We start from the raw sequence: 18,837 nt of genomic DNA on the forward strand, positions 1-18,837 counted from the left end.
AACGCATGAAAAACCCCCTATTTAAAGATGTAGGCCTGGCTTTTTTTAGAATAGCCGTATCTGCAATGATGTTGACTCATGGTCTACCAAAATTTCAAAAACTTATATCTGGAAACTTTGAATTTGGTGATCCCATAGGTATAGGTGCCGCCCCATCATTATTTTTGGCGGTTATTGGAGAATTTATTTGTCCTTTACTTATTATTATTGGTTTTAAAACCCGTTTATCCGCGATTCCTGCCGCTATTACAATGGCCGTTGCAGCTTTCATAGCTCACGGTGCAGATCCTTTTGGCACAAAAGAAAAGGCCTTGTTATACCTTGTGGCCTTTATTACCCTTGTATTGGTTGGCCCTGGAAAATACAGTATTGACAAAAAATAAATTTAAACGATTTTATAGAGCAATTCCTTTAACAGGTCTGCGTCGTTCATATTAGTGGTGCCCACACCTTTACCCTTTAAATCCATTTCACGTAAATTGGAAATAATGGCACTTACCTTTTTCATAGGGTAATTTCTGGCCGCAGTCTGTATCTCACTTACAAAATAAGGATTGATTCCTAAGGTTGAAGCTACATTTTTGGGAGAATGGTCGCTGAGACCGTGATATTGTAAAAGTTGGGTAAAAAATGAATTCAATAACGTTACCGTCAACACAAATGGGTTATCCTTTGGGTTATGGGCAAAATAAGTGATGATCTTGGCAGCTTTTACAATATCGCGCTCACCAATGGCTTTTTTTAATTCAAAATTGTTATAATCCTTACTTATACCAATATGTTCCTCTATATGTTGTGGAGAAATATCGGTCTGTGGCGGTAGGGCCAATTTCAACTTATCCAACTCTTTACTTATTTTGCTTAAATCGGTTCCTAAGTATTCCACCAAAAGAACTGCCGCCTTATGGGTAATAGTGAAACCATTGCTTAACAAATTCTTTCTGATCCAATCTGCCACTTTATTCTCATAAAGTTTTTTACTTTCAAAAATGACACCGGACTTTTTTACAATCTTATATAATTTTTTACGCTTGTCAAGCTTTTTGTATTTATAGCAAATTACCAATACCGTAGTCTGCTGTGGGTTTTCCGCATAATTACATAATTGCTCTATGGTCCTGGAAAGGTGCTGTGCCTCTTTCACGATAACTACTTGTCTTTCTGCCATCATAGGATAACGCTTGGCATTGCCAATGATATCATCAATAGAAACATCCCTACCATAGAGTATGGTTTGGTTAAAATCCCTTTCCTCTTCCGCCAAGACCTTATTACCAATGTAATCGGATATTTTATCTATAAAATAGGGCTCTTCCCCAAATAAAAAATAGATCGGACTTATCTGCCCTTTCTTAATTGCATTGACTATTTGTATTGCTTCATCCATTCAGAAAAATTCATCAACTTTGTACCATGCAGCCATTAAATTTTCCCAGCTACACCTTTAGGGTCAAAAATAGCGAAAATAGAACCTTGATCTTTGACGATGTACGTAAAAAATTTGTGGTGCTTACACCAGAAGAATGGGTAAGGCAACATGTGGTTCAATTTTTAATGCAGGAAAAAAACTATCCGTTAAGCCATATCAACGTAGAAAAACAGATAAAGATGAACGGTTTGGTCAAAAGATATGACGTCGTTGTTTTCAACCCTACCGGGGAACTGCATTTACTGGTTGAGTGCAAAGCTCCTGAAGTGAGCATATCCCAAAATACGTTTGACCAAATTGCACAATACAATATACAATTAAACGCTAGCTACTTAATGGTAACGAACGGCATATCCCATTTTTACTGCCAAACAGATGCCCAAGCGGAAAAATATGAATTTATGCGGGAGATTCCTGATTTTAGCCGTTAATTTGCCTTCGTTTTGAAAATTGCAATAGTCATATTAAACTGGAATGGGGAAGTGCTGCTAGAGCGTTACTTGCCGTCTGTCGTTGAACATTCTGGGGATGCGGTTATTTATGTAGCGGACAATGCATCTACAGACGATTCGGTCGCCTATGTACAAGCAAATTTTCCTACCGTACATATTATTCAAAACAAAGAGAACGGAGGGTTCGCCAAAGGATATAATGATGCTCTGGCACAAGTGGATGCAGATATTTTTTGTTTATTGAATTCTGATGTAGAAGTTACGCCCTATTGGATCACTCCTATAAAAAAAGCTTTTTTGGAAAGGCCGGAAATTGCGATTGTTCAACCCAAAATACTTGATCTTCTAAAAAGGGACTATTTTGAATATGCGGGTGCCGCAGGCGGTTTTATTGATCAGTTGGGATACCCTTTCTGCAGGGGACGTATATTTCAGACCTTGGAACGTGATCATGGTCAATATGATGATATTAAGGAAATATTTTGGGCCACCGGCGCATGCATGTTCGTAAGAAGAAAAGTATTTAATGAGCTAAATGGTTTTGATCCAGATTATTTTGCCCACCAAGAAGAAGTTGATTTTTGTTGGCGCGCCAAAAATCATGGGTATAAAGTTTTTTACATAGGTACCTCTAAGGTGTTTCATCTGGGTGGATCCACCTTAAGCAATATGAACCCTAAAAAAACATACTTAAATTTTAGAAATTCATTGTTTTCCATTACCAAAAACCTACCCTTAGGAAAAGCATTCATCATTATTTTTTTAAGATTGCTCTTAGATGGCATTGCAGCATTACGTTTTATCTTTCAATTTCGTTTTAAACATTTTCTGGCCATCTTTAGGGCGCATTTAAGCTTTTATAGGCAATTCAAAAAAATGTATACTAAGCGTGAAAAAACAAAATTTATAAGAAAATATTACCTTACGACATCTATAGTATGGTCATATTTCGTACATAACATTAGAAATTTTAACATTTTAGTAAAAGATTAACTATGCAGCTTTATAAGTGAGTTGGTAATTATATAATTTTGGACTCGCTTAGATGCGAAAATTAAGTAAATAACTAAATATTAATATAGATTAAAATTATGAAGAAAATATTTTTAGGATGTCTTGGAGTAACGCTTTTATTATCTTCATGTGTTTCACAGAAGAAATATGCAGATCTTGAAGCAAAACATAAGAACACTCAAGATTTATTGAATTCTGCAACCGTAAAATTAAATGACTGTTTGGAAGAAAAAGCTACAGCTTCTTCAAGACTTCAAACATTAGAAGATCAAAATGCATTTTTAAAGGCGAACAATCAAGATTTGATCAATAATATGGGGAACTTGACAACCTTGACTACCAAGGGTGCCGAGAACTTGGAAAAATCTTTGGAAAGTTTACAGGAAAAAGATTTGACCATTCGTAAATTAAACGATGCAATTACCCGTAGGGACTCTGTAAACCTTTCTTTGGTACAGAGCTTAAAAGGTGTATTGGGCAATATGGATGACGATGATATTGAAATCAGCGTTGAAAAAGGTGTTGTATTCGTATCTATATCAGATAAATTATTGTTTAGCAGTGGTAGTTATAATGTAACTAGCAGAGCTAAGGAAGTTTTAGGTAAAGTTGCCAAAGTGGTAAACAACAAACCTGATTTTGAATTTATGGTTGAAGGTCATACAGATAATGTTCCTTACAGAGGTAACGGTTCTTTATTGGACAACTGGGATTTAAGTGTTAAGCGTGCTACTGCAGTTGTGCGTATCTTACAAAATGATTTCAACGTTGATCCTAAGCGTATGACAGCAGCAGGTAGGTCAGAGTATGTTCCTGTTTCAGCTACGGAAAAATCTAAGAACAGAAGAACGCGTATTGTTGTTCTTCCAAAAATTGATCAATTCTACAGCATGATCGAAGAAGGAATGAAAGATCCTGCAATCAATAAATAATTCTAATTTTAGAATATAGGAAAAGCGGTCCAATTGGACCGCTTTTTTTATGCGCATAATCTTCAATAATTCAATTAAAGGATATCCAAGCTACCCTTCCCTTCCCTTATGATTTCCGGCTCTCCTGTAGACAGGTCTATAATGGTAGAACCTATGTTGCCACCATAGCCACCATCTATGACGATATCCACTAAATTATCCCACTTTTCAAAAATCAATTCTGGATCGGTAGTATATTCCAATACATCATCGTCATCACGAATAGAAGTGGATACTATAGGATTACCCAAAGCCTCTACCAAAGTTTTTATAATGGTATTATCGGGCACACGGATACCTACTGTTTTCTTTTTCTTGAATTCTTTGGGCAAATTATTGTTACCCGGCAAAATAAAGGTATAAGGCCCAGGTAATGCCCTTTTTAGTATTTTGAAGGTTGCAGTGTCTATTTGACGTACATAATCAGACAGGTTGCTTAAATCGGTACAGATAAACGACCAATTGGCTTTTGCTAATTTTATACCTTTAATCCGTGCAATTTTTTCCAAAGCGCGGGTATTGGTAATATCACATCCAAGGCCATAAACGGTATCGGTAGGATAAATGACCAAGCCCCCTTTGCGTAATACTTCCACTACCCTTTTAATCTCTTTAGGGTTAGGGTTTTCCTCGTAAATTTTTATAAACTCAGCCATTACCTTTTAAATTATAGATAGTTATGTACTATTAAATATACCAAACTATCCCAATACTTCTAATTTGGCAAAGCGCAATAACAATTTTTTAATATCACCTTTGTCAAATAATATTTCTGCTTTTCTATCATTGCCCACTCCTTCTAACTTTACCACTTTACCACGGCCAAATCTACTATGGTTTACCAGGGAACCTACCGCCAAATTGGGATCTATATTATTGGTATTCCCTACTGGAACGGCCAATTGCGGCTTTATTTTTCTCAGTTTTTTTAGTTGATTTGTATTAGGCTGGCCAATACTTGGTGGTGTGCCCCTAGTGGGTTTCACCTGCCTTAACCTACTCTTGTCCACCTCACCAAATATATCTGCATTGATGAGGGACTTATAACGGTACCCGCCATCTACAGGAGTTAAATTCTCAACATATTTTTCATCGATTTCCTCCAAAAATCTACTAGGTTCCGCATCTATCAACTTACCCCAACGATATCTGTTTTGGGTATAGGTAAGATAAGCCTGTTTTTCTGCCCTGGTAAGCGCTACGTAAAATAAGCGTCTTTCTTCTTCCAATTCGCTTCGTGTACTCATGCTCATCCCGGACGGAAAGAGATCTTCTTCCATACCTACGATATATACGTAAGGAAATTCCAGTCCCTTTGCCAAGTGTATGGTCATGAGGGCCACCCTATCATCATCTCCAGTATCATTGTCCAAATCGGTAGCCAAGGCAACATCTTCAAGAAATTCTGTAATACTGCCAGTAGCTTCATCTATCTCTTTTTGCCCTTCTACAAAATCCTTGATACCGTTCAACAATTCTTCTATATTCTCCATTTTACCGATCCCCTCTGGTGTACCGTCTTTTTTAAATTCCAAAAGTATACCGGTTTTCTTAGCTACATGTTCGGCCAAGGTAAAAGCATCTGCAGATTCGCTCATGACTTGAAAACTCTTGACCATAGTTACAAAATCAGTAAGTTTACGTTTGGTGCCCGCATTTATCTTAAGGTCAATTTTATCAATATTCTCCATCACCTCAAAAATTGAGCGATTGTAATGGTTTGCAGCGACAACAAGTTTGTCCAACGTTGTACCCCCAATACCCCTAGCAGGAAAATTTATGACCCTTTTTAAGGCCTCTTCATCTTTCTGATTAATGACCAATCTTAGGTAGGACAACACATCCTTGATTTCCTTTCTTTGATAAAATGACAATCCGCCATAAATACGATAAGGGATATCGCGTTTTCTCAAAGCATCCTCTATGGCCCTGGATTGTGAATTGGTTCTATATAAAACGGCAAATTCACCATTGGACATTTGCTCTTGCATTCTATGCTCCCATATAGAATTGGCCACAAACCTCCCCTCTTCTGCATCCGTTGGGCTTCTATGTATTTTTATGGCAGCGCCGTCATCGTTATCCGTCCAAACTACTTTTTCTATTTGATTTTGATTTTTGCCAATAATAGAGTTTGCCGCATTTACGATGTTACGTGTAGAACGGTAATTCTGTTCCAAACGGTACATGCCCACATTCTCGTAATCTTTTTGAAAATTTAAAATATTACTGATATTGGCCCCTCTAAATGAATAAATACTCTGGGCATCATCGCCCACTACGCAAATATTCTGAAAACGGTCTGCCAAGGCCTTTACGATCAAATATTGGGAGTGGTTGGTATCTTGGTACTCATCTACCAGAATGTACCTGAACCGATCTTGATATTTCATAAGAACATCTGGATAGCGTGTCAACAGCTCATTGGTCCGTAAAAGCAAATCATCAAAATCCATAGCTCCTGCCTTAAAACAGCGATCTACATAATTTTCATAAATATCTCCTGTCCTGGGTTTTTTGGCCATGGCATCCTGCTCTACCAACTCCGGATTATTACGATAGGCCTTTACTGTTATTAAACTATTCTTGAAAGACGATATCCTGTTTTGAATCTGCTTGTATTTATAGATGTCCTTGTCAAGCCCCATTTCCTTTATGATCGAAGAAATTAGTCGTTGTGAATCCTGAGTATCATAGATGGTAAAATTTGCAGGGTACCCCAACTTATTACCATCTATACGTAACAATTTTGCAAAAACAGAATGAAATGTACCCATCCAAAGGTTTTTTGCTTCACTTGCACCAACTATTGTTGCAATACGCGCTTTCATTTCACGAGCGGCCTTGTTGGTAAATGTCAATGCCAAAATATTAAAGGAATCTACACCTTGCGCCATTAAGTGTGCAATTCTATAGGTAAGAACACGTGTTTTTCCGGATCCTGCACCCGCAATTACCATTAAAGGTCCGTCCTTATGTAAAACAGGGGCTTTTTGTGCCTCGTTCAATTCATCTATAAATGAGCTCAAATCTACTTGTATTTAGAGCGTGAATTTAGCCATTATTGGGGGATACTAAAAGTGAACGCATTTAGAATTATAAACAATGGATGGTATTTCTTTTCAATTTGAATATATTTAAACTTTTATTACCTATTATCAGGTTAAGGGTCGGTAAAAATGATGTCGACACCCCACATGATGAAGGAACCATCATTAATATTTAAATACTGATTATGAGAAAACTAGGATTATTGGCCCTCATACTATTTGGTTATTCTGCCTATGCACAAGGACCAAATTTGGACAAGGACTACAAAGCCATTGAGGACAAGGTTATAGAATGGAGAAGGGAAATCCATCAAAATCCAGAATTGGGCAACCGGGAATTTAAAACTGCAGAAAAAATTGCAAAGCATTTAAAGGCACTGGGCATTGAAGTACAAACTGGTGTTGCCCATACCGGAGTAGTCGGTATTTTAAAGGGAGATTTGCCAGGAAAGGTAGTTGCCTTAAGGGCAGATATAGATGCCTTGCCCGTTACGGAAAGGAACGACCTACCTTATAAGTCTAATGTAACCTCTGAATTCATGGGCGAAAAAGTGGGTGTTATGCACGCTTGTGGCCATGATACCCATACGGCTATCTTAATGGGCGTAGCGGAGGTTATGTCCAAGAACAAGGATAAGATCAAAGGAACCGTAAAGTTTATTTTCCAACCTGCGGAGGAAGGTCCGCCGCCAGGTGAGGAAGGTGGTGCACTATTAATGGTAAAGGAAGGTGTTATGGACAATCCTAAAGTAGATGCCATATTTGGTTTGCACATTAACTCCCAAACACCCGTAAATACCATTAAATATAAGTCTGGCGGAACAATGGCCGCTGCACAAAGTTTTACGATAAAGGTTATGGGCAAGCAATCTCACGGCTCCCAGCCATGGTCAGGTGTTGACCCTATTTTGATCAGTGCCAAAATTATTGATGGCTTACAGACCATCATCAGTAGAGAAACCGACCTTACCAATGAAGCCGCCGTTATTACGGTTGGCAAAATAAAAAGTGGTGTACGCTTTAATATCATACCAGAATCAGCTGAAATGATAGGTACGATCAGAACCTTGGACTATGATATGAAAGATAAATTGAACAAACGTATGGTTGAAATGGTTAGCACAATAGCCAAAGCATATGGTGGTGAAGCTACCTGTGAAATAAAAGATGCTACCGATATTACTTATAACAACCCTGAATTGGTAGAACAAATGCTTCCTACCATTAAACGCGTTGCGGGAGAACCCAATGTAAGTATACAAAAGGCAGTTACCGGTGCAGAAGATTTTTCCTATTTTCAGCGAGAGGCTCCAGGGTTTTTCTTTTTTCTTGGAGGAATGACTCCCGGTAATACGAAATCTTACCCACACCATACTCCAGATTTCTTGATAGATGATAGTGGGTTATTATTAGGCGTACGTACACTGACGGAAATGAGTTTAGATTATTTAAATAGTGACAAAACCCCTCGTTTGGACATAAAACCAAAAGGATAATATTGATGCGTAATTTTATAAACTATATTCCAAGTCTACCCTGGTGGACTTGGATTTTTTTGTTTCTTTTCATCGTTGCTATTTGGGATATCTTTATTCAAAAGCGACATACCATAAAACATAATTTTCCCATAGTAGGCCATTTAAGATATTGGTTAGAAAGTATTGGTCCGGAAATGCGCCAGTATTTTGTAGCGAACAACAGGGAAGAACTACCGTTCAACAGAATTGAAAGAGGTTGGATCTATGCCTCTGCAAAAAAGGAGAACAATTATGAAGGTTTTGGTTCTGACCGCGACCTTTATGCTCATCAACATATTTTTATTAAAAATAGAATGATGGCCTTTTCAGTACCTAATGGTCACCCAAATGCATTAGAGCCAACTTTTATTCCTTGCGCTAAGGTAATGGGACAATACAACAAACGTAAAAAACCGTTTAGGCCAGCAAGCGTGGTCAATGTATCGGCCATGAGTTTTGGCTCCCTATCCGCAGCGGCAGTAGAGGCTATGAACAGAGGTGTCAAAAAAGCAGGTGCTTACCACAATACGGGTGAAGGCGGTTTGTCTCCCTATCATAAACATGGAGGTGATATTGTATTCCATTTTGGTACCGGTTACTTTGGGGTTAGGACGCCAGATGGTAATTTCTCCATGGAGAAGATGAAAAAGTTGGTTGCGGACAATCCTTGCATTAAAGCTATTGAAATTAAGCTGTCCCAAGGGGCAAAGCCCGGAAAAGGCGGTGTATTACCCGGTGCAAAAATTACTCCAGAACTTGCTGAAATAAGAGGTGTTGAAGTAGGTAAGGATGTGCTCTCCCCTGCTACCCACAAAGCTTTTTCAACCGTAGAAGAACTGTTGGCATTAATAGAGGCCATTGCAAATGAAACAGGATTACCCGTAGGGATCAAAGGGGCAATAGGAAAATTGGATCAATGGGAAGAACTTGCGGATTTAATGATAAAAACCGGTAAAGGACCCGACTTTATTACCGTAGATGGTGGCGAAGGGGGAACGGGTGCCGCACCACCATCATTTGCAGACCATGTTTCCCTACCATGGGTATATGGTTTCTCCAGTCTTTATAAAGTATTTTTGAATAGAAGCCTGACCGATAGAATTGTATTCATAGGATCGGGTAAACTAGGCTTTCCCGCCAAAGCGGCCATGGCATTTGCCATGGGAGTTGACTGCATTAATGTGGCACGTGAGGCAATGATGAGCATTGGCTGTATTCAAGCACAGGTATGTCATACCAACAGATGCCCAACAGGGATCGCCACACAAAGCAAATGGTTGCAGAAAGGAATAGATGTTCCCCTTAAATCTGACCGATTGGCACAATATTTCAATACGTTCCGAAAAGAATTGTCAGAAATAACACATGCGGCAGGCTATGAACATCCTAGCCAATTTACAATGGACGATGTACAGGTAAACGTTGATGACAACGACCTTAATAGAAGTCTGGCGTCTACCTATGGATATAATAAAGCCAAAGTAGCCTTTACAAGTGTTCAGGAATTAAAAGACTGTTCGTATCTTGGCGGCAAATTTGAAGACAAAATAATAAAAGCATAATACAGATGATGAAACTATATGTATGTTCACTACTTTTTTTGGTTGGTCTAAGCAACCTACAAGCCCAAAAAAAAAGTGACCTAATAGCACAAAACCAAGAACTTAAATTTCAGCTAGATTCCATAAAAAGAATTGTGAACACTGCACAGCGCAATGAAAAATTAGGATTGTTAAGGGCAGAGGAAATGCAAGTTCAGGTAAAGGAACTACAGGATGCGAATGCCACCCTTATGAAAAATCTGAACAGTTTTGCCACCCTTTCCAGTCAAAACTCGGAAAACATTACTAAAACCTTGGCCACCTTAAAAAGAAAAGAGGAACAGATTAAAGGTATTGTTGACGGCATTGCAAGTAATGACTCTACCGCAATCATGGTACTAACCCATGCAAAACAGACTTTAGGCGAAAATGCCAATGTAAATGTTGCCAATGGAACAGTTATCATTTCAGAAAAATTGGATTTTTTCTTTGCGGACGGATTGGGAAACAAAGTCTCTACGGAAGCCAGTGCCTGGCTAGAAAATATTGCCAATCTCATTAAAGCCAATCCTAAGAGCATGATAACCGTTGCTAGCATGAATATTACAGGAGAATTAGACCTTGCCCTACAACAGGCAACATCAGTAGCAAGTATTCTAATAAAGGATTATGGTGTTCAAGGTGATCGTATAAACACAGTTGGTGCGGATGGTAATTTACGGGAAGCCATACAGATTAAATTTCAACCGGATTACAAGGCATTTTATGATATGGCAAAGGGAGATGTAAAAAATTAATCACTTGCATTTCATCGATTAGCCTTTATACTAATTGAACATATTCACCGTTTAATAGGGGTATTAAATTTAAATAACACTAAAAATGACCTCAGACCAAATATTTCAACTTTTTGCTTATCTATTGCCTTCAGTAGTAACAGGTGCAATTGCATTTTATTTCTTTAGGATGCATACCAATAACGAGGAAGGCAGAAGGCGTTTTCTGCTTCATAAAGATTCACAAAAAGATACGTTACCTGTTAGGCTGCAGGCATATGAAAGAATGGCCCTGTTTTTAGAACGCATTTCCATACCTAACCTAATAGTTCGTGTTGCCCCACATTCCAAGGATAAAGCCGCTTATGAAAGTTTATTGATAAAAAGTATAGAAACGGAATTTGATCATAATCTTTCTCAGCAGATCTATATGACAGATGAATGTTGGAACATTATAAAGGCCGCTAAAAGTGCCACTATTCAAATGATACGTAAAGCGGCAATGAGCGAAACGGATTCTGCCCATAAATTAAGGGAGGATATTTTAAATGAAACTATGGAAAAATCCTCTCCATCTGCAACTGCACTTTCATTCGTTAAAAAGGAAATCAATGATTTATGGTAATTGCCCAAAGGGGCAATTGTTCATTTTTCCTTAAACCAATTACTCATTGACATTTGGCTCAATGGGGTTGGTTTCCTCATTTTTGTTCTTGGCGTACAAATATCCCCTTTTCCACCATAAGGTCATTTTTTGCTTGTCGAAAATTAGGGAATTGGTCGTTAGAATTGTAGGCGTATAATAAAGGTTAATAATGGCATTTTTTTGATTGGCCACCAATTTTCCAATTCTGATATTTTGGTTTTCTATACGATCAAGGATAAAGCTCATCATCGTCGTTATCAACTCAAACGGATTTCTAGAGGCTACTCGGTTTAAATAATTTACCTCTGTATGCAATACCACCACATCTACCTCTGTGGCCCCTCTTTTAATGGCCTCCTCTATAGGGACAATACTACCAAGGCCCCCGTCCGCATATTCACATCCATTTTTACGCACCAAACTCATAAAGGGTGTGTAATTGGCCGAAATCCATATCCAATCACAATATTCATCGTATGTGCAATCCTTTATAGACTTATATTCCACTTGGTTCAAAGAAAGGTTAGATACGGTAATGACCACATCCTTAGGGCCATTTTTTAGGGTTTCAAATTCTTCTACGGTAAGACTTTTTCTAATGAGTTTTCGTAAGTTCTCACTTTCGCCAAACGTTTTTTTCCCCTTTAAAAAATTTCCCAAAACCTTCCAGTGGTTTATAGAAATTTCTTCATTGCCATGTATTTTCTTTATTAAGAAAGGGCAATTATTAAATATACTTTGTTGATTGACATTGGAATATATTTCCTTAATCTTTTCTAATTTTCCTAGTGCTAGATGGGATATTAAAAGACTACCGGTAGAAGTACCTACAAATAGGTCATAGGTCTTACCCCCTTCTTGTATTAGGTATTGGGCCACGCCCCCAGCAAAAGCCCCTTTACTACCACCACCAGAAATTACTAAAGCCCTCATGCTATTTCATTTTTTTCTTAAGGTACTGCAAATCCTTTGTATCCATCCTCATTGATAAAGAATCTATTCTTTGTCGTTGATCTTCATCCTGTAATTCCTCATCAAGCATTCTTCTTGCAAATGTCCTAAATTGCCAAGAATGATGATTGGTGGCCTTTATTAGATTTTCCAAAGCTTTCCCTTCCAAAACTTTTAAATTGGCCAGATACATAAATGCATTCTGCCTAACCTCTGTATTGTAACGGGAAGAAGTATAACTTTTAAGCTCTTTTAAATAACCGGATTTTTTAACCAAATTATAACTTGGTGTAACCATTGCCAAAGCTAACCAAAGCGTACGTATATTTTTACTTGGCAAACCAATTTCATCTTTGAGTATATTTAAATATTTACTCCTTTCCTCAGGAAACTCAACCCATAATTTATAAAAGACAGTTTCTTTAGTCACATAACTATCGTCAGTTAACATAGATTCGAACAAAGGTTTTAAAGTTTTAAAGATAGGGTCTCGTGAAATGGCCAAATATTGCCTGGGCATTATTTCCTTTGCCTGCAACAATTCACTTAAAGTAGCATCACTGATTTTGGAATGAAAATCTAAAATAAACTGTTTTTTTAAATGAACTGAAGTAGAATCGTTCCAGAATGAAGTCATTATGGAATCTTTATAATAGGTTTCTGTTGTATCAATTGCATCCGCTATAGCTTGATATCTCTGTATTGAGGCACTTTTTTCATATAAATAAGCCATGGCTTTTTCATACGGAAAGGCAGTATTAACCAGCCATTCCTCTTTGAAGGAATTTAAATTTTGTCCACTTACAGCCTCCATTTCCTTTAAAAAATCAGTAACGGTAGCGTTACTAAAACTATACTTTTTCAAATAGGAAGCTATACCCTGCCTAAAAGCCTGGTCTCCCAACTGTTCCCTTAACATCAACAATGCCCAAGCGCCCTTTTCATAAAAGGTTAAACTATCTGCATTAGGATCAAGTAATGATTGTCCTTTGCCATCTTCTGACAGATTTTTTAACGAGGCAGCCGTATCATAATACTTCCAATAAAATTTATCCTCCCCAAAAATGGACCGTTCGGCCAAATAAGCGTAGTAGGTAGCAAAACCTTCCTGAAGCCAATGGTGGTTACCACTTTCTTCCGTAACCAAATTACCGAACCACTGGTGCGCAAGCTCATGGGCATTGACATTTACATAATTTCTATCTTTAAAGGCCACACTATCGATCAAATAACTATCAGAAAATAATGTTGCACCCGTATTTTCCATTCCTGCATATAGAAAATCATGTACAGGAACCTGTTTATAGTTTTGCCAAGGGTAGTCAAATTCTATTTCTTTTTCCAAGAAATCAAATATCCTTTTAGTATATCTATATGTGGGTTCTACTTTTAATTCCTCTTGAGGGTAATAATAATTCTCTATAGGAATACCGCTCTCTGACCTTAATACTTGTTTTTTATACTTACCAATTGCAAAAGCGATCAAATAGCTACTCATTGGTCTCTCCATATCAAAGCTCCATGCCAATTTACCGTCAATGGGAGTCTTATCTACCAATAAACCATTCGCAATAACTTCGTTGTTTTTAAAATATATTATTTTAAGGTCAACCTCTACCTTCTCGTTCATATCGTCAAAAGAAGGTAACCAATGACTGGTATATTTTCCCTGTCCCTGTGTCCATATTTGTTCATTACCACTTATGGCATCATTGAATCCTACAAAATATAAGGCTTGTACGGGCTGAGCTACATAGTCTAGTTCTACATGATGCTCCCCGTTCTTTTTAGGGGCCCTAAATCCAATTTTTTTACCATTATTGAACACTTGCCGCTTACGACCATTAAGCCTAAATTCAATGACATTGATGTTTACACCATCAATAAATATAGAATCTGTTTCCGAATGTTGAAGAAAAGTATAACGGACCTTTCCTTGTATTTCCTTAGCTAGCGTATCTGGACTAATGGTTGCGGAAATCCTAACAAAATCCACATTCCTGTTCTGGGCATTACCCAAAGCAAAAGTGAAAATCAAGAAAAGAAAAACAACAGGTTTCATAATGTAAATATATTTGGCTTTAGCTATATAAAAAAATGTAATTCAAAAGACCTTTTCAGCAAAAATGCATAGCTACTTGTACTTAAACGTGTTTAGATCTAAATTCGTGTTATGAACAACAGTTTTCTGCAAACGCCAATAGTATATTTAAAGGGGGTTGGACCCAATAGGGCAGAAATTTTGGCTTCAGAAATTGGCGTTTCTACATACCAAGACCTTTTAAACCTTTTCCCCAACAGATATATTGATAAGACCCAATATTATAAAATTGGTCAATTACAACGTAGCAATGCAGATGTACAGATAATTGGCAAAATCGTTCATATAAAAACCGTAGAGCAAAAAAAGGGTTCTAGATTGGTTGCGCGCTTTATAGATGAGACCGGTGAAATGGAACTGGTTTGGTTTAGGGGACAAAAATGGATTCGCGAAAATCTTAAGTTGAACATACCCTATGTCATCTTTGGTAAATGTAATTGGTATAACGGTACTTTTTCTATGGCCCATCCGGAAATGGAGCCTTTAAAGGAACATCAACAAGGTACTAAAGTATATATGCAGCCTGTATATCCTTCCACAGAAAAATTAAGCAACAAGGGAATTACAAATAAGGTTGTCAGTAAACTCATGCAGCAACTGTTTATGGAAATTGGTGGTAGATTCTCCGAAAGCCTGTCCAACAAACTGTTAGATGAGCTTAAATTATTGCCCAAACCAGAAGCAATGTTCAATATCCATTTTCCTAAAAGTCAAGAGCTTCTGGCCAAGGCACAGTTTAGGCTAAAATTTGAGGAACTCTTCTATATTCAATTACAGTTGATCGGAAAAAATGTTTCACGTAAAAAGAAAATTAAAGGATTTCCCTTTCATGAAGTCGGTGAATATTTTAATGATTTCTACACCAATAAACTACCTTTTGAACTAACCGGAGCACAGAAACGGGTAATTAAGGAAATACGGGCAGACCTTGGCAGTAATGCCCAAATGAATAGATTATTACAGGGCGATGTGGGCTCAGGTAAGACTATTGTGGCGGTAATGACCATGCTTTTGGCCATTGATAACGGATTTCAAGCCTGCTTAATGGCGCCTACCGAAATTTTGGCCAATCAACATTTTCAAGGAATTTCAGAGTTATTGAAAGGAACCGAAATTACATGTTCCCTACTTACGGGATCGGTTAAAAAGTCGGCAAGAAAACCTATTCATGAACAACTTGAAAATGGGGAACTGAACATTCTTATAGGTACCCATGCACTCTTGGAAGATAAGGTAAGGTATAAAAACCTGGGTATGGCCATAATTGACGAACAACATCGTTTTGGCGTTGCCCAACGTTCCAAACTCTGGCATAAAAATGAATTTCCGCCACACATTCTAGTCATGACAGCTACACCAATACCAAGAACATTGGCCATGAGTTTATACGGCGATTTGGATATTTCCGTCATTGACGAACTGCCTCCTGGCCGTAAACCTATCAAGACCGTTCATCGTTATGATGGCAACAGGTTAAAGGTATTCCGCTTTATACGGGATGAAATTGAAAAAGGACGTCAGGTTTATGTGGTATATCCATTAATACAAGAATCCGAAGCAATGGATTATAAAGATTTAATGGATGGCTATGAAAGTATTGTGCGCGATTTTCCACAACCAAAATATCAGATAAGCATTGTACACGGGCAAATGAAACCGGCGGACAAGGATTATGAGATGGAACGTTTTGTAAAAGGTGAGACACAAATTATGGTGGCAACGACCGTTATAGAAGTTGGGGTCAACGTACCAAATGCATCTGTTATGATAATTGAGAGCGCAGAACGTTTTGGTCTATCACAGTTACATCAGTTACGAGGTCGTGTAGGGCGAGGTGCCGATCAAAGTTATTGTATTCTAATGACCGGACATAAGTTATCCAATGATTCCAAAACCCGATTGGAAACAATGGTGGCCACCAATGATGGGTTCGAAATTGCAGAAGTAGATCTTAAACTCCGTGGTCCGGGTGATATTATGGGCACCCAACAAAGCGGACTGCTAAACCTAAAGATTGCGGATATCGTAAAAGATAATGACATCCTTAAAACTGCACGTTACTATGCGCTTCAATTATTAAAGGAAGACCCTACGCTAAGTAAACCTGAAAATCTAATTATCAGACATATGTACGCCCAATTGGTAAAGCATAAAAATATCTGGACATATATCAGTTAGTTTTATTCTTAACACTTTTACCGTTGAACATCGTAATTTAGGATGGTGTTAATTTCCAAAAAACCCTTGGTTTTAATAGATTTGTGCACTTAGATTATATAGAATATGAGCGCAACAAAAACATTATTTGACAAAGTGTGGGATTCCCACGTAGTACATAAAATACAAGATGGTCCAGATGTGCTGTTCATTGACAGACATATGGTACATGAAGTAACCAGCCCGGTTGCTTTTCTAGGCATTAAGAACAGAAACATTCCTGTAATGCACCCAGAAAAAACGTTTGCAACAGCTGACCATAATACTCCTACGATCAACCAACATCTACCTGTTGCAGATCCACTTTCTGCAAACCAATTAAAAATGCTGGAGGAAAATGCCAATGAATATGGTATTTCCTATTGGGGATTGGGGCATGCAAAAAATGGTATTGTACACGTTGTAGGACCTGAATATGGTATTACCCAGCCGGGCGCTACCATAGTTTGTGGAGATTCACACACCTCTACCCATGGTGCTTTTGGAGCAATTGCTTTTGGTATTGGTACATCTGAAGTTGAAATGGTATTGGCTACACAGTGTATTATGCAGCCCAAGCCAAAGAGAATGCGTATCAATATCAACGGAAAAATGAGTAAAGGGGTTACACCTAAAGATGTTGCTCTATTCATTATCTCTCAACTGACTACTTCTGGTGCAACTGGTTATTTTGTAGAATATGCAGGTGAAATTTTCAGGGAAATGAGTATGGAAGGTCGTATGACCGTTTGTAACCTAAGTATTGAAATGGGTGCCCGTGGCGGTATGATCGCTCCTGACGAAAAAACGTTTGAATATATAAAAGGTCGTGAGTTTACACCAAAAGGTGCGGATTGGGACAAGGCAATGGCCTATTGGGAAACTTTGTATACAGATGAGGATGCTATTTTTGATAAGGAATTGACTTTTGACGGCTCATTGATCGAACCTATGATTACCTACGGTACCAACCCAGGTATGGGAATGGGTATCTCTAACGATATTCCAATGGCAAGTGCTGTACAAGGTGGTGCTACTACCTACCAAAAATCATTGAAATATATGGATTTCAATGAAGGAGACAGCATGATGGGCAAACCAATAGATTTTGTGTTCCTAGGAAGTTGCACCAATGGCCGTATTGAGGATTTTAGGGCTTTTGCCTCTATTGTAAAAGGTAGAAAAAAAGCGAGCAACGTAACCGCTTGGCTCGTACCCGGATCGCATAAAGTAGAAACCGCCATTAAGGAAGAGGGTATATTGGATATTTTGACAGAAGCCGGATTTGAGCTTCGTGAGCCTGGTTGTTCAGCATGTTTGGCTATGAATGATGATAAGGTACCTGCTGGTAAATTGGCAGTAAGTACATCCAACAGAAATTTTGAAGGAAGACAAGGCCCAGGATCAAGAACATTATTGGCAAGTCCGCTAGTTGCAGCAGCAGCGGCCGTAACCGGTAAAGTAACAGACCCTAGGGAATTAATGGAAGAAATGGTTGCAGGTTAATGGTTGTTGGTCAATTGTGGATTTTTAAAATACTAAACCAGCTCACCAACAACAAATAACTATCAACGAAAAATTAAAGAAAAATGGCATACGATAAATTCAACATATTAACATCAACAGCAGTCCCCCTACCTATTGAAAATGTAGATACGGATCAAATTATACCTGCACGATTTTTAAAGGCAACTGAGCGTGTTGGTTTTGGAGATAATCTTTTCAGGGACTGGAGATATAATCAAGATAATACCTTAAAGGAAGATTTTGTCCTTAACCAAGATAAATACAGTGGTAAAATATTGATTGGCGGCAAAAACTTTGGGTCGGGTTCATCTCGTGAACATGCTGCTTGGGCGGTTTATGATTATGGTTTCAGATGTGTAGTATCTAGTTTCTTTGCAGATATTTTCAGAAACAACTGTTTAAATATTGGAGTTTTACCCGTTCAGGTAAGCGCAGAGTTTTTACAGAAAATCTTTGACGCCATAGAGGCAGACCCCTCTACCCAATTAGAAATCAATTTGCCAGAACAAAAAATAACATTGTTGCCAACAGGGGAAAGCGAGTCTTTTGACATCAATGACTACAAGAAGAACAATATGTTAAATGGTTTTGATGATATCGATTACCTTTTAAACATTAAAAAGGATATTGAGACCTTTGCAGAAAACACCCCGCTATAATCCAATT

General features: G+C 38.0%; 16 protein-coding genes. 11 read left to right on the plus strand and 5 right to left on the minus strand.

Translation table 11 applies throughout. The annotated features are described in order from the left end of the window. Positions 1–5 precede the first annotated feature (5 nt). Positions 6–383: a DoxX family protein gene (locus tag CHB68_RS12900; RefSeq protein ID WP_089261330.1), complete on the plus strand. Its 378-nt coding sequence runs from the start codon at positions 6–8 to the stop codon at positions 381–383. A gap of 2 nt (positions 384–385) precedes the next feature. Here the strand turns inward: CHB68_RS12900 and holA are convergent, their stop codons facing one another. Then, positions 386–1,387 carry a DNA polymerase III subunit delta gene (holA, locus tag CHB68_RS12905; RefSeq protein WP_089261331.1) on the minus strand — a complete coding sequence of 334 codons (1,002 nt, stop codon included), beginning with the start codon at positions 1,385–1,387 and terminating at the stop codon, positions 386–388. Positions 1,388–1,413: 26 nt separating this feature from the next. On the opposite strand from holA, the gene CHB68_RS12910 reads away from it, so the two are divergent. From CHB68_RS12910 to CHB68_RS12920, 3 genes are all read left to right on the plus strand, one after another. Beyond that, entirely contained in the window at positions 1,414–1,860 is a 447-nt protein-coding gene (locus CHB68_RS12910; RefSeq protein WP_089261332.1) for a type I restriction enzyme HsdR N-terminal domain-containing protein, read from the plus strand. 12 nt (positions 1,861–1,872) lie between these two features. Further along, on the plus strand, positions 1,873–2,874 hold the full coding sequence (locus tag CHB68_RS12915) for a glycosyltransferase family 2 protein (RefSeq protein ID WP_089261333.1): 1,002 nt from the start codon (positions 1,873–1,875) through the stop codon (positions 2,872–2,874). Between the two features lie 98 nt (positions 2,875–2,972). After that, complete coding sequence (locus CHB68_RS12920) at positions 2,973–3,827, plus strand: OmpA/MotB family protein (RefSeq protein WP_089261334.1); 855 nt, start codon at positions 2,973–2,975, stop codon at positions 3,825–3,827. Positions 3,828–3,901: 74 nt separating this feature from the next. Here the strand turns inward: CHB68_RS12920 and CHB68_RS12925 are convergent, their stop codons facing one another. Together CHB68_RS12925 and CHB68_RS12930 are read right to left on the minus strand one after the other, a co-directional pair. Next, complete coding sequence (locus tag CHB68_RS12925) at positions 3,902–4,522, minus strand: L-threonylcarbamoyladenylate synthase (protein WP_089261335.1); 621 nt, start codon at positions 4,520–4,522, stop codon at positions 3,902–3,904. 45 nt (positions 4,523–4,567) lie between these two features. Next, positions 4,568–6,895 (minus strand): ATP-dependent helicase, encoded by a 2,328-nt coding sequence (locus tag CHB68_RS12930; protein ID WP_089261336.1) that lies wholly within the window; start codon positions 6,893–6,895, stop codon positions 4,568–4,570. Between the two features lie 206 nt (positions 6,896–7,101). Between CHB68_RS12930 and CHB68_RS12935 the strand changes: the two genes are divergently transcribed. The 4 genes from CHB68_RS12935 (at position 7,102) to CHB68_RS12950 (ending at position 11,375) form a co-directional block, all read left to right on the plus strand. Then, positions 7,102–8,412, plus strand: coding sequence for an amidohydrolase (locus tag CHB68_RS12935; RefSeq protein ID WP_089261337.1), 1,311 nt, complete (start codon positions 7,102–7,104; stop codon positions 8,410–8,412). Positions 8,413–8,417: 5 nt separating this feature from the next. Then, complete coding sequence (locus CHB68_RS12940; protein WP_089261338.1) at positions 8,418–9,995, plus strand: FMN-binding glutamate synthase family protein; 1,578 nt, start codon at positions 8,418–8,420, stop codon at positions 9,993–9,995. 5 nt (positions 9,996–10,000) lie between these two features. After that, on the plus strand, positions 10,001–10,771 hold the full coding sequence (locus CHB68_RS12945) for a hypothetical protein (protein ID WP_143815210.1): 771 nt from the start codon (positions 10,001–10,003) through the stop codon (positions 10,769–10,771). An 85-nt stretch (positions 10,772–10,856) separates the two neighbouring features. Beyond that, positions 10,857–11,375 (plus strand): DUF7935 family protein, encoded by a 519-nt coding sequence (locus CHB68_RS12950; RefSeq protein WP_089261340.1) that lies wholly within the window; start codon positions 10,857–10,859, stop codon positions 11,373–11,375. 39 nt (positions 11,376–11,414) lie between these two features. On the opposite strand, the gene CHB68_RS12955 is transcribed toward CHB68_RS12950, so the two are convergent. Continuing rightward, a complete protein-coding gene (locus CHB68_RS12955; RefSeq protein WP_089261341.1) occupies positions 11,415–12,329 on the minus strand; it encodes a patatin-like phospholipase family protein in 915 nt (304 codons plus the stop codon). Position 12,330: 1 nt separating this feature from the next. Then, positions 12,331–14,409: a M1 family metallopeptidase gene (locus tag CHB68_RS12960; RefSeq protein WP_089261342.1), complete on the minus strand. Its 2,079-nt coding sequence runs from the start codon at positions 14,407–14,409 to the stop codon at positions 12,331–12,333. A 111-nt stretch (positions 14,410–14,520) separates the two neighbouring features. On the opposite strand from CHB68_RS12960, the gene recG reads away from it, so the two are divergent. From recG to leuD, 3 genes are all read left to right on the plus strand, one after another. Beyond that, positions 14,521–16,626: an ATP-dependent DNA helicase RecG gene (gene recG, locus CHB68_RS12965; protein ID WP_089261343.1), complete on the plus strand. Its 2,106-nt coding sequence runs from the start codon at positions 14,521–14,523 to the stop codon at positions 16,624–16,626. Positions 16,627–16,731: 105 nt separating this feature from the next. Further along, positions 16,732–18,150, plus strand: a complete 1,419-nt coding sequence (gene leuC / locus CHB68_RS12970) for a 3-isopropylmalate dehydratase large subunit (protein ID WP_089261344.1) — start codon at positions 16,732–16,734, stop codon at positions 18,148–18,150. 83 nt (positions 18,151–18,233) lie between these two features. Continuing rightward, positions 18,234–18,830: a 3-isopropylmalate dehydratase small subunit gene (leuD, locus tag CHB68_RS12975; protein WP_089261345.1), complete on the plus strand. Its 597-nt coding sequence runs from the start codon at positions 18,234–18,236 to the stop codon at positions 18,828–18,830. The last annotated feature ends 7 nt before the right edge of the window (positions 18,831–18,837 follow it).

The sequence above is a fragment of the Maribacter sedimenticola genome (assembly GCF_900188415.1).
Classification (GTDB): Bacteria; Bacteroidota; Bacteroidia; order Flavobacteriales; family Flavobacteriaceae; genus Maribacter; species Maribacter sedimenticola.

Bases quoted from the DNA above. Each gene is read 5' to 3' on its own strand.
- CHB68_RS12900 (WP_089261330.1), top strand. From the start codon at position 6: ATGAAAAACCCCCTATTTAAAGATGTAGGCCTGGCTTTTTTTAGAATA.
- holA (WP_089261331.1), bottom strand. From the start codon at position 1,387: ATGGATGAAGCAATACAAATAGTCAATGCAATTAAGAAAGGGCAGATA.
- CHB68_RS12910 (WP_089261332.1), top strand. From the start codon at position 1,414: ATGCAGCCATTAAATTTTCCCAGCTACACCTTTAGGGTCAAAAATAGC.
- CHB68_RS12920 (WP_089261334.1), top strand. From the start codon at position 2,973: ATGAAGAAAATATTTTTAGGATGTCTTGGAGTAACGCTTTTATTATCT.
- CHB68_RS12925 (WP_089261335.1), bottom strand. From the start codon at position 4,522: ATGGCTGAGTTTATAAAAATTTACGAGGAAAACCCTAACCCTAAAGAG.
- CHB68_RS12935 (WP_089261337.1), top strand. From the start codon at position 7,102: ATGAGAAAACTAGGATTATTGGCCCTCATACTATTTGGTTATTCTGCC.
- CHB68_RS12940 (WP_089261338.1), top strand. From the start codon at position 8,418: ATGCGTAATTTTATAAACTATATTCCAAGTCTACCCTGGTGGACTTGG.
- CHB68_RS12945 (WP_143815210.1), top strand. From the start codon at position 10,001: ATGATGAAACTATATGTATGTTCACTACTTTTTTTGGTTGGTCTAAGC.
- CHB68_RS12950 (WP_089261340.1), top strand. From the start codon at position 10,857: ATGACCTCAGACCAAATATTTCAACTTTTTGCTTATCTATTGCCTTCA.
- CHB68_RS12955 (WP_089261341.1), bottom strand. From the start codon at position 12,329: ATGAGGGCTTTAGTAATTTCTGGTGGTGGTAGTAAAGGGGCTTTTGCT.
- CHB68_RS12960 (WP_089261342.1), bottom strand. From the start codon at position 14,409: ATGAAACCTGTTGTTTTTCTTTTCTTGATTTTCACTTTTGCTTTGGGT.
- recG (WP_089261343.1), top strand. From the start codon at position 14,521: ATGAACAACAGTTTTCTGCAAACGCCAATAGTATATTTAAAGGGGGTT.
- leuC (WP_089261344.1), top strand. From the start codon at position 16,732: ATGAGCGCAACAAAAACATTATTTGACAAAGTGTGGGATTCCCACGTA.
- leuD (WP_089261345.1), top strand. From the start codon at position 18,234: ATGGCATACGATAAATTCAACATATTAACATCAACAGCAGTCCCCCTA.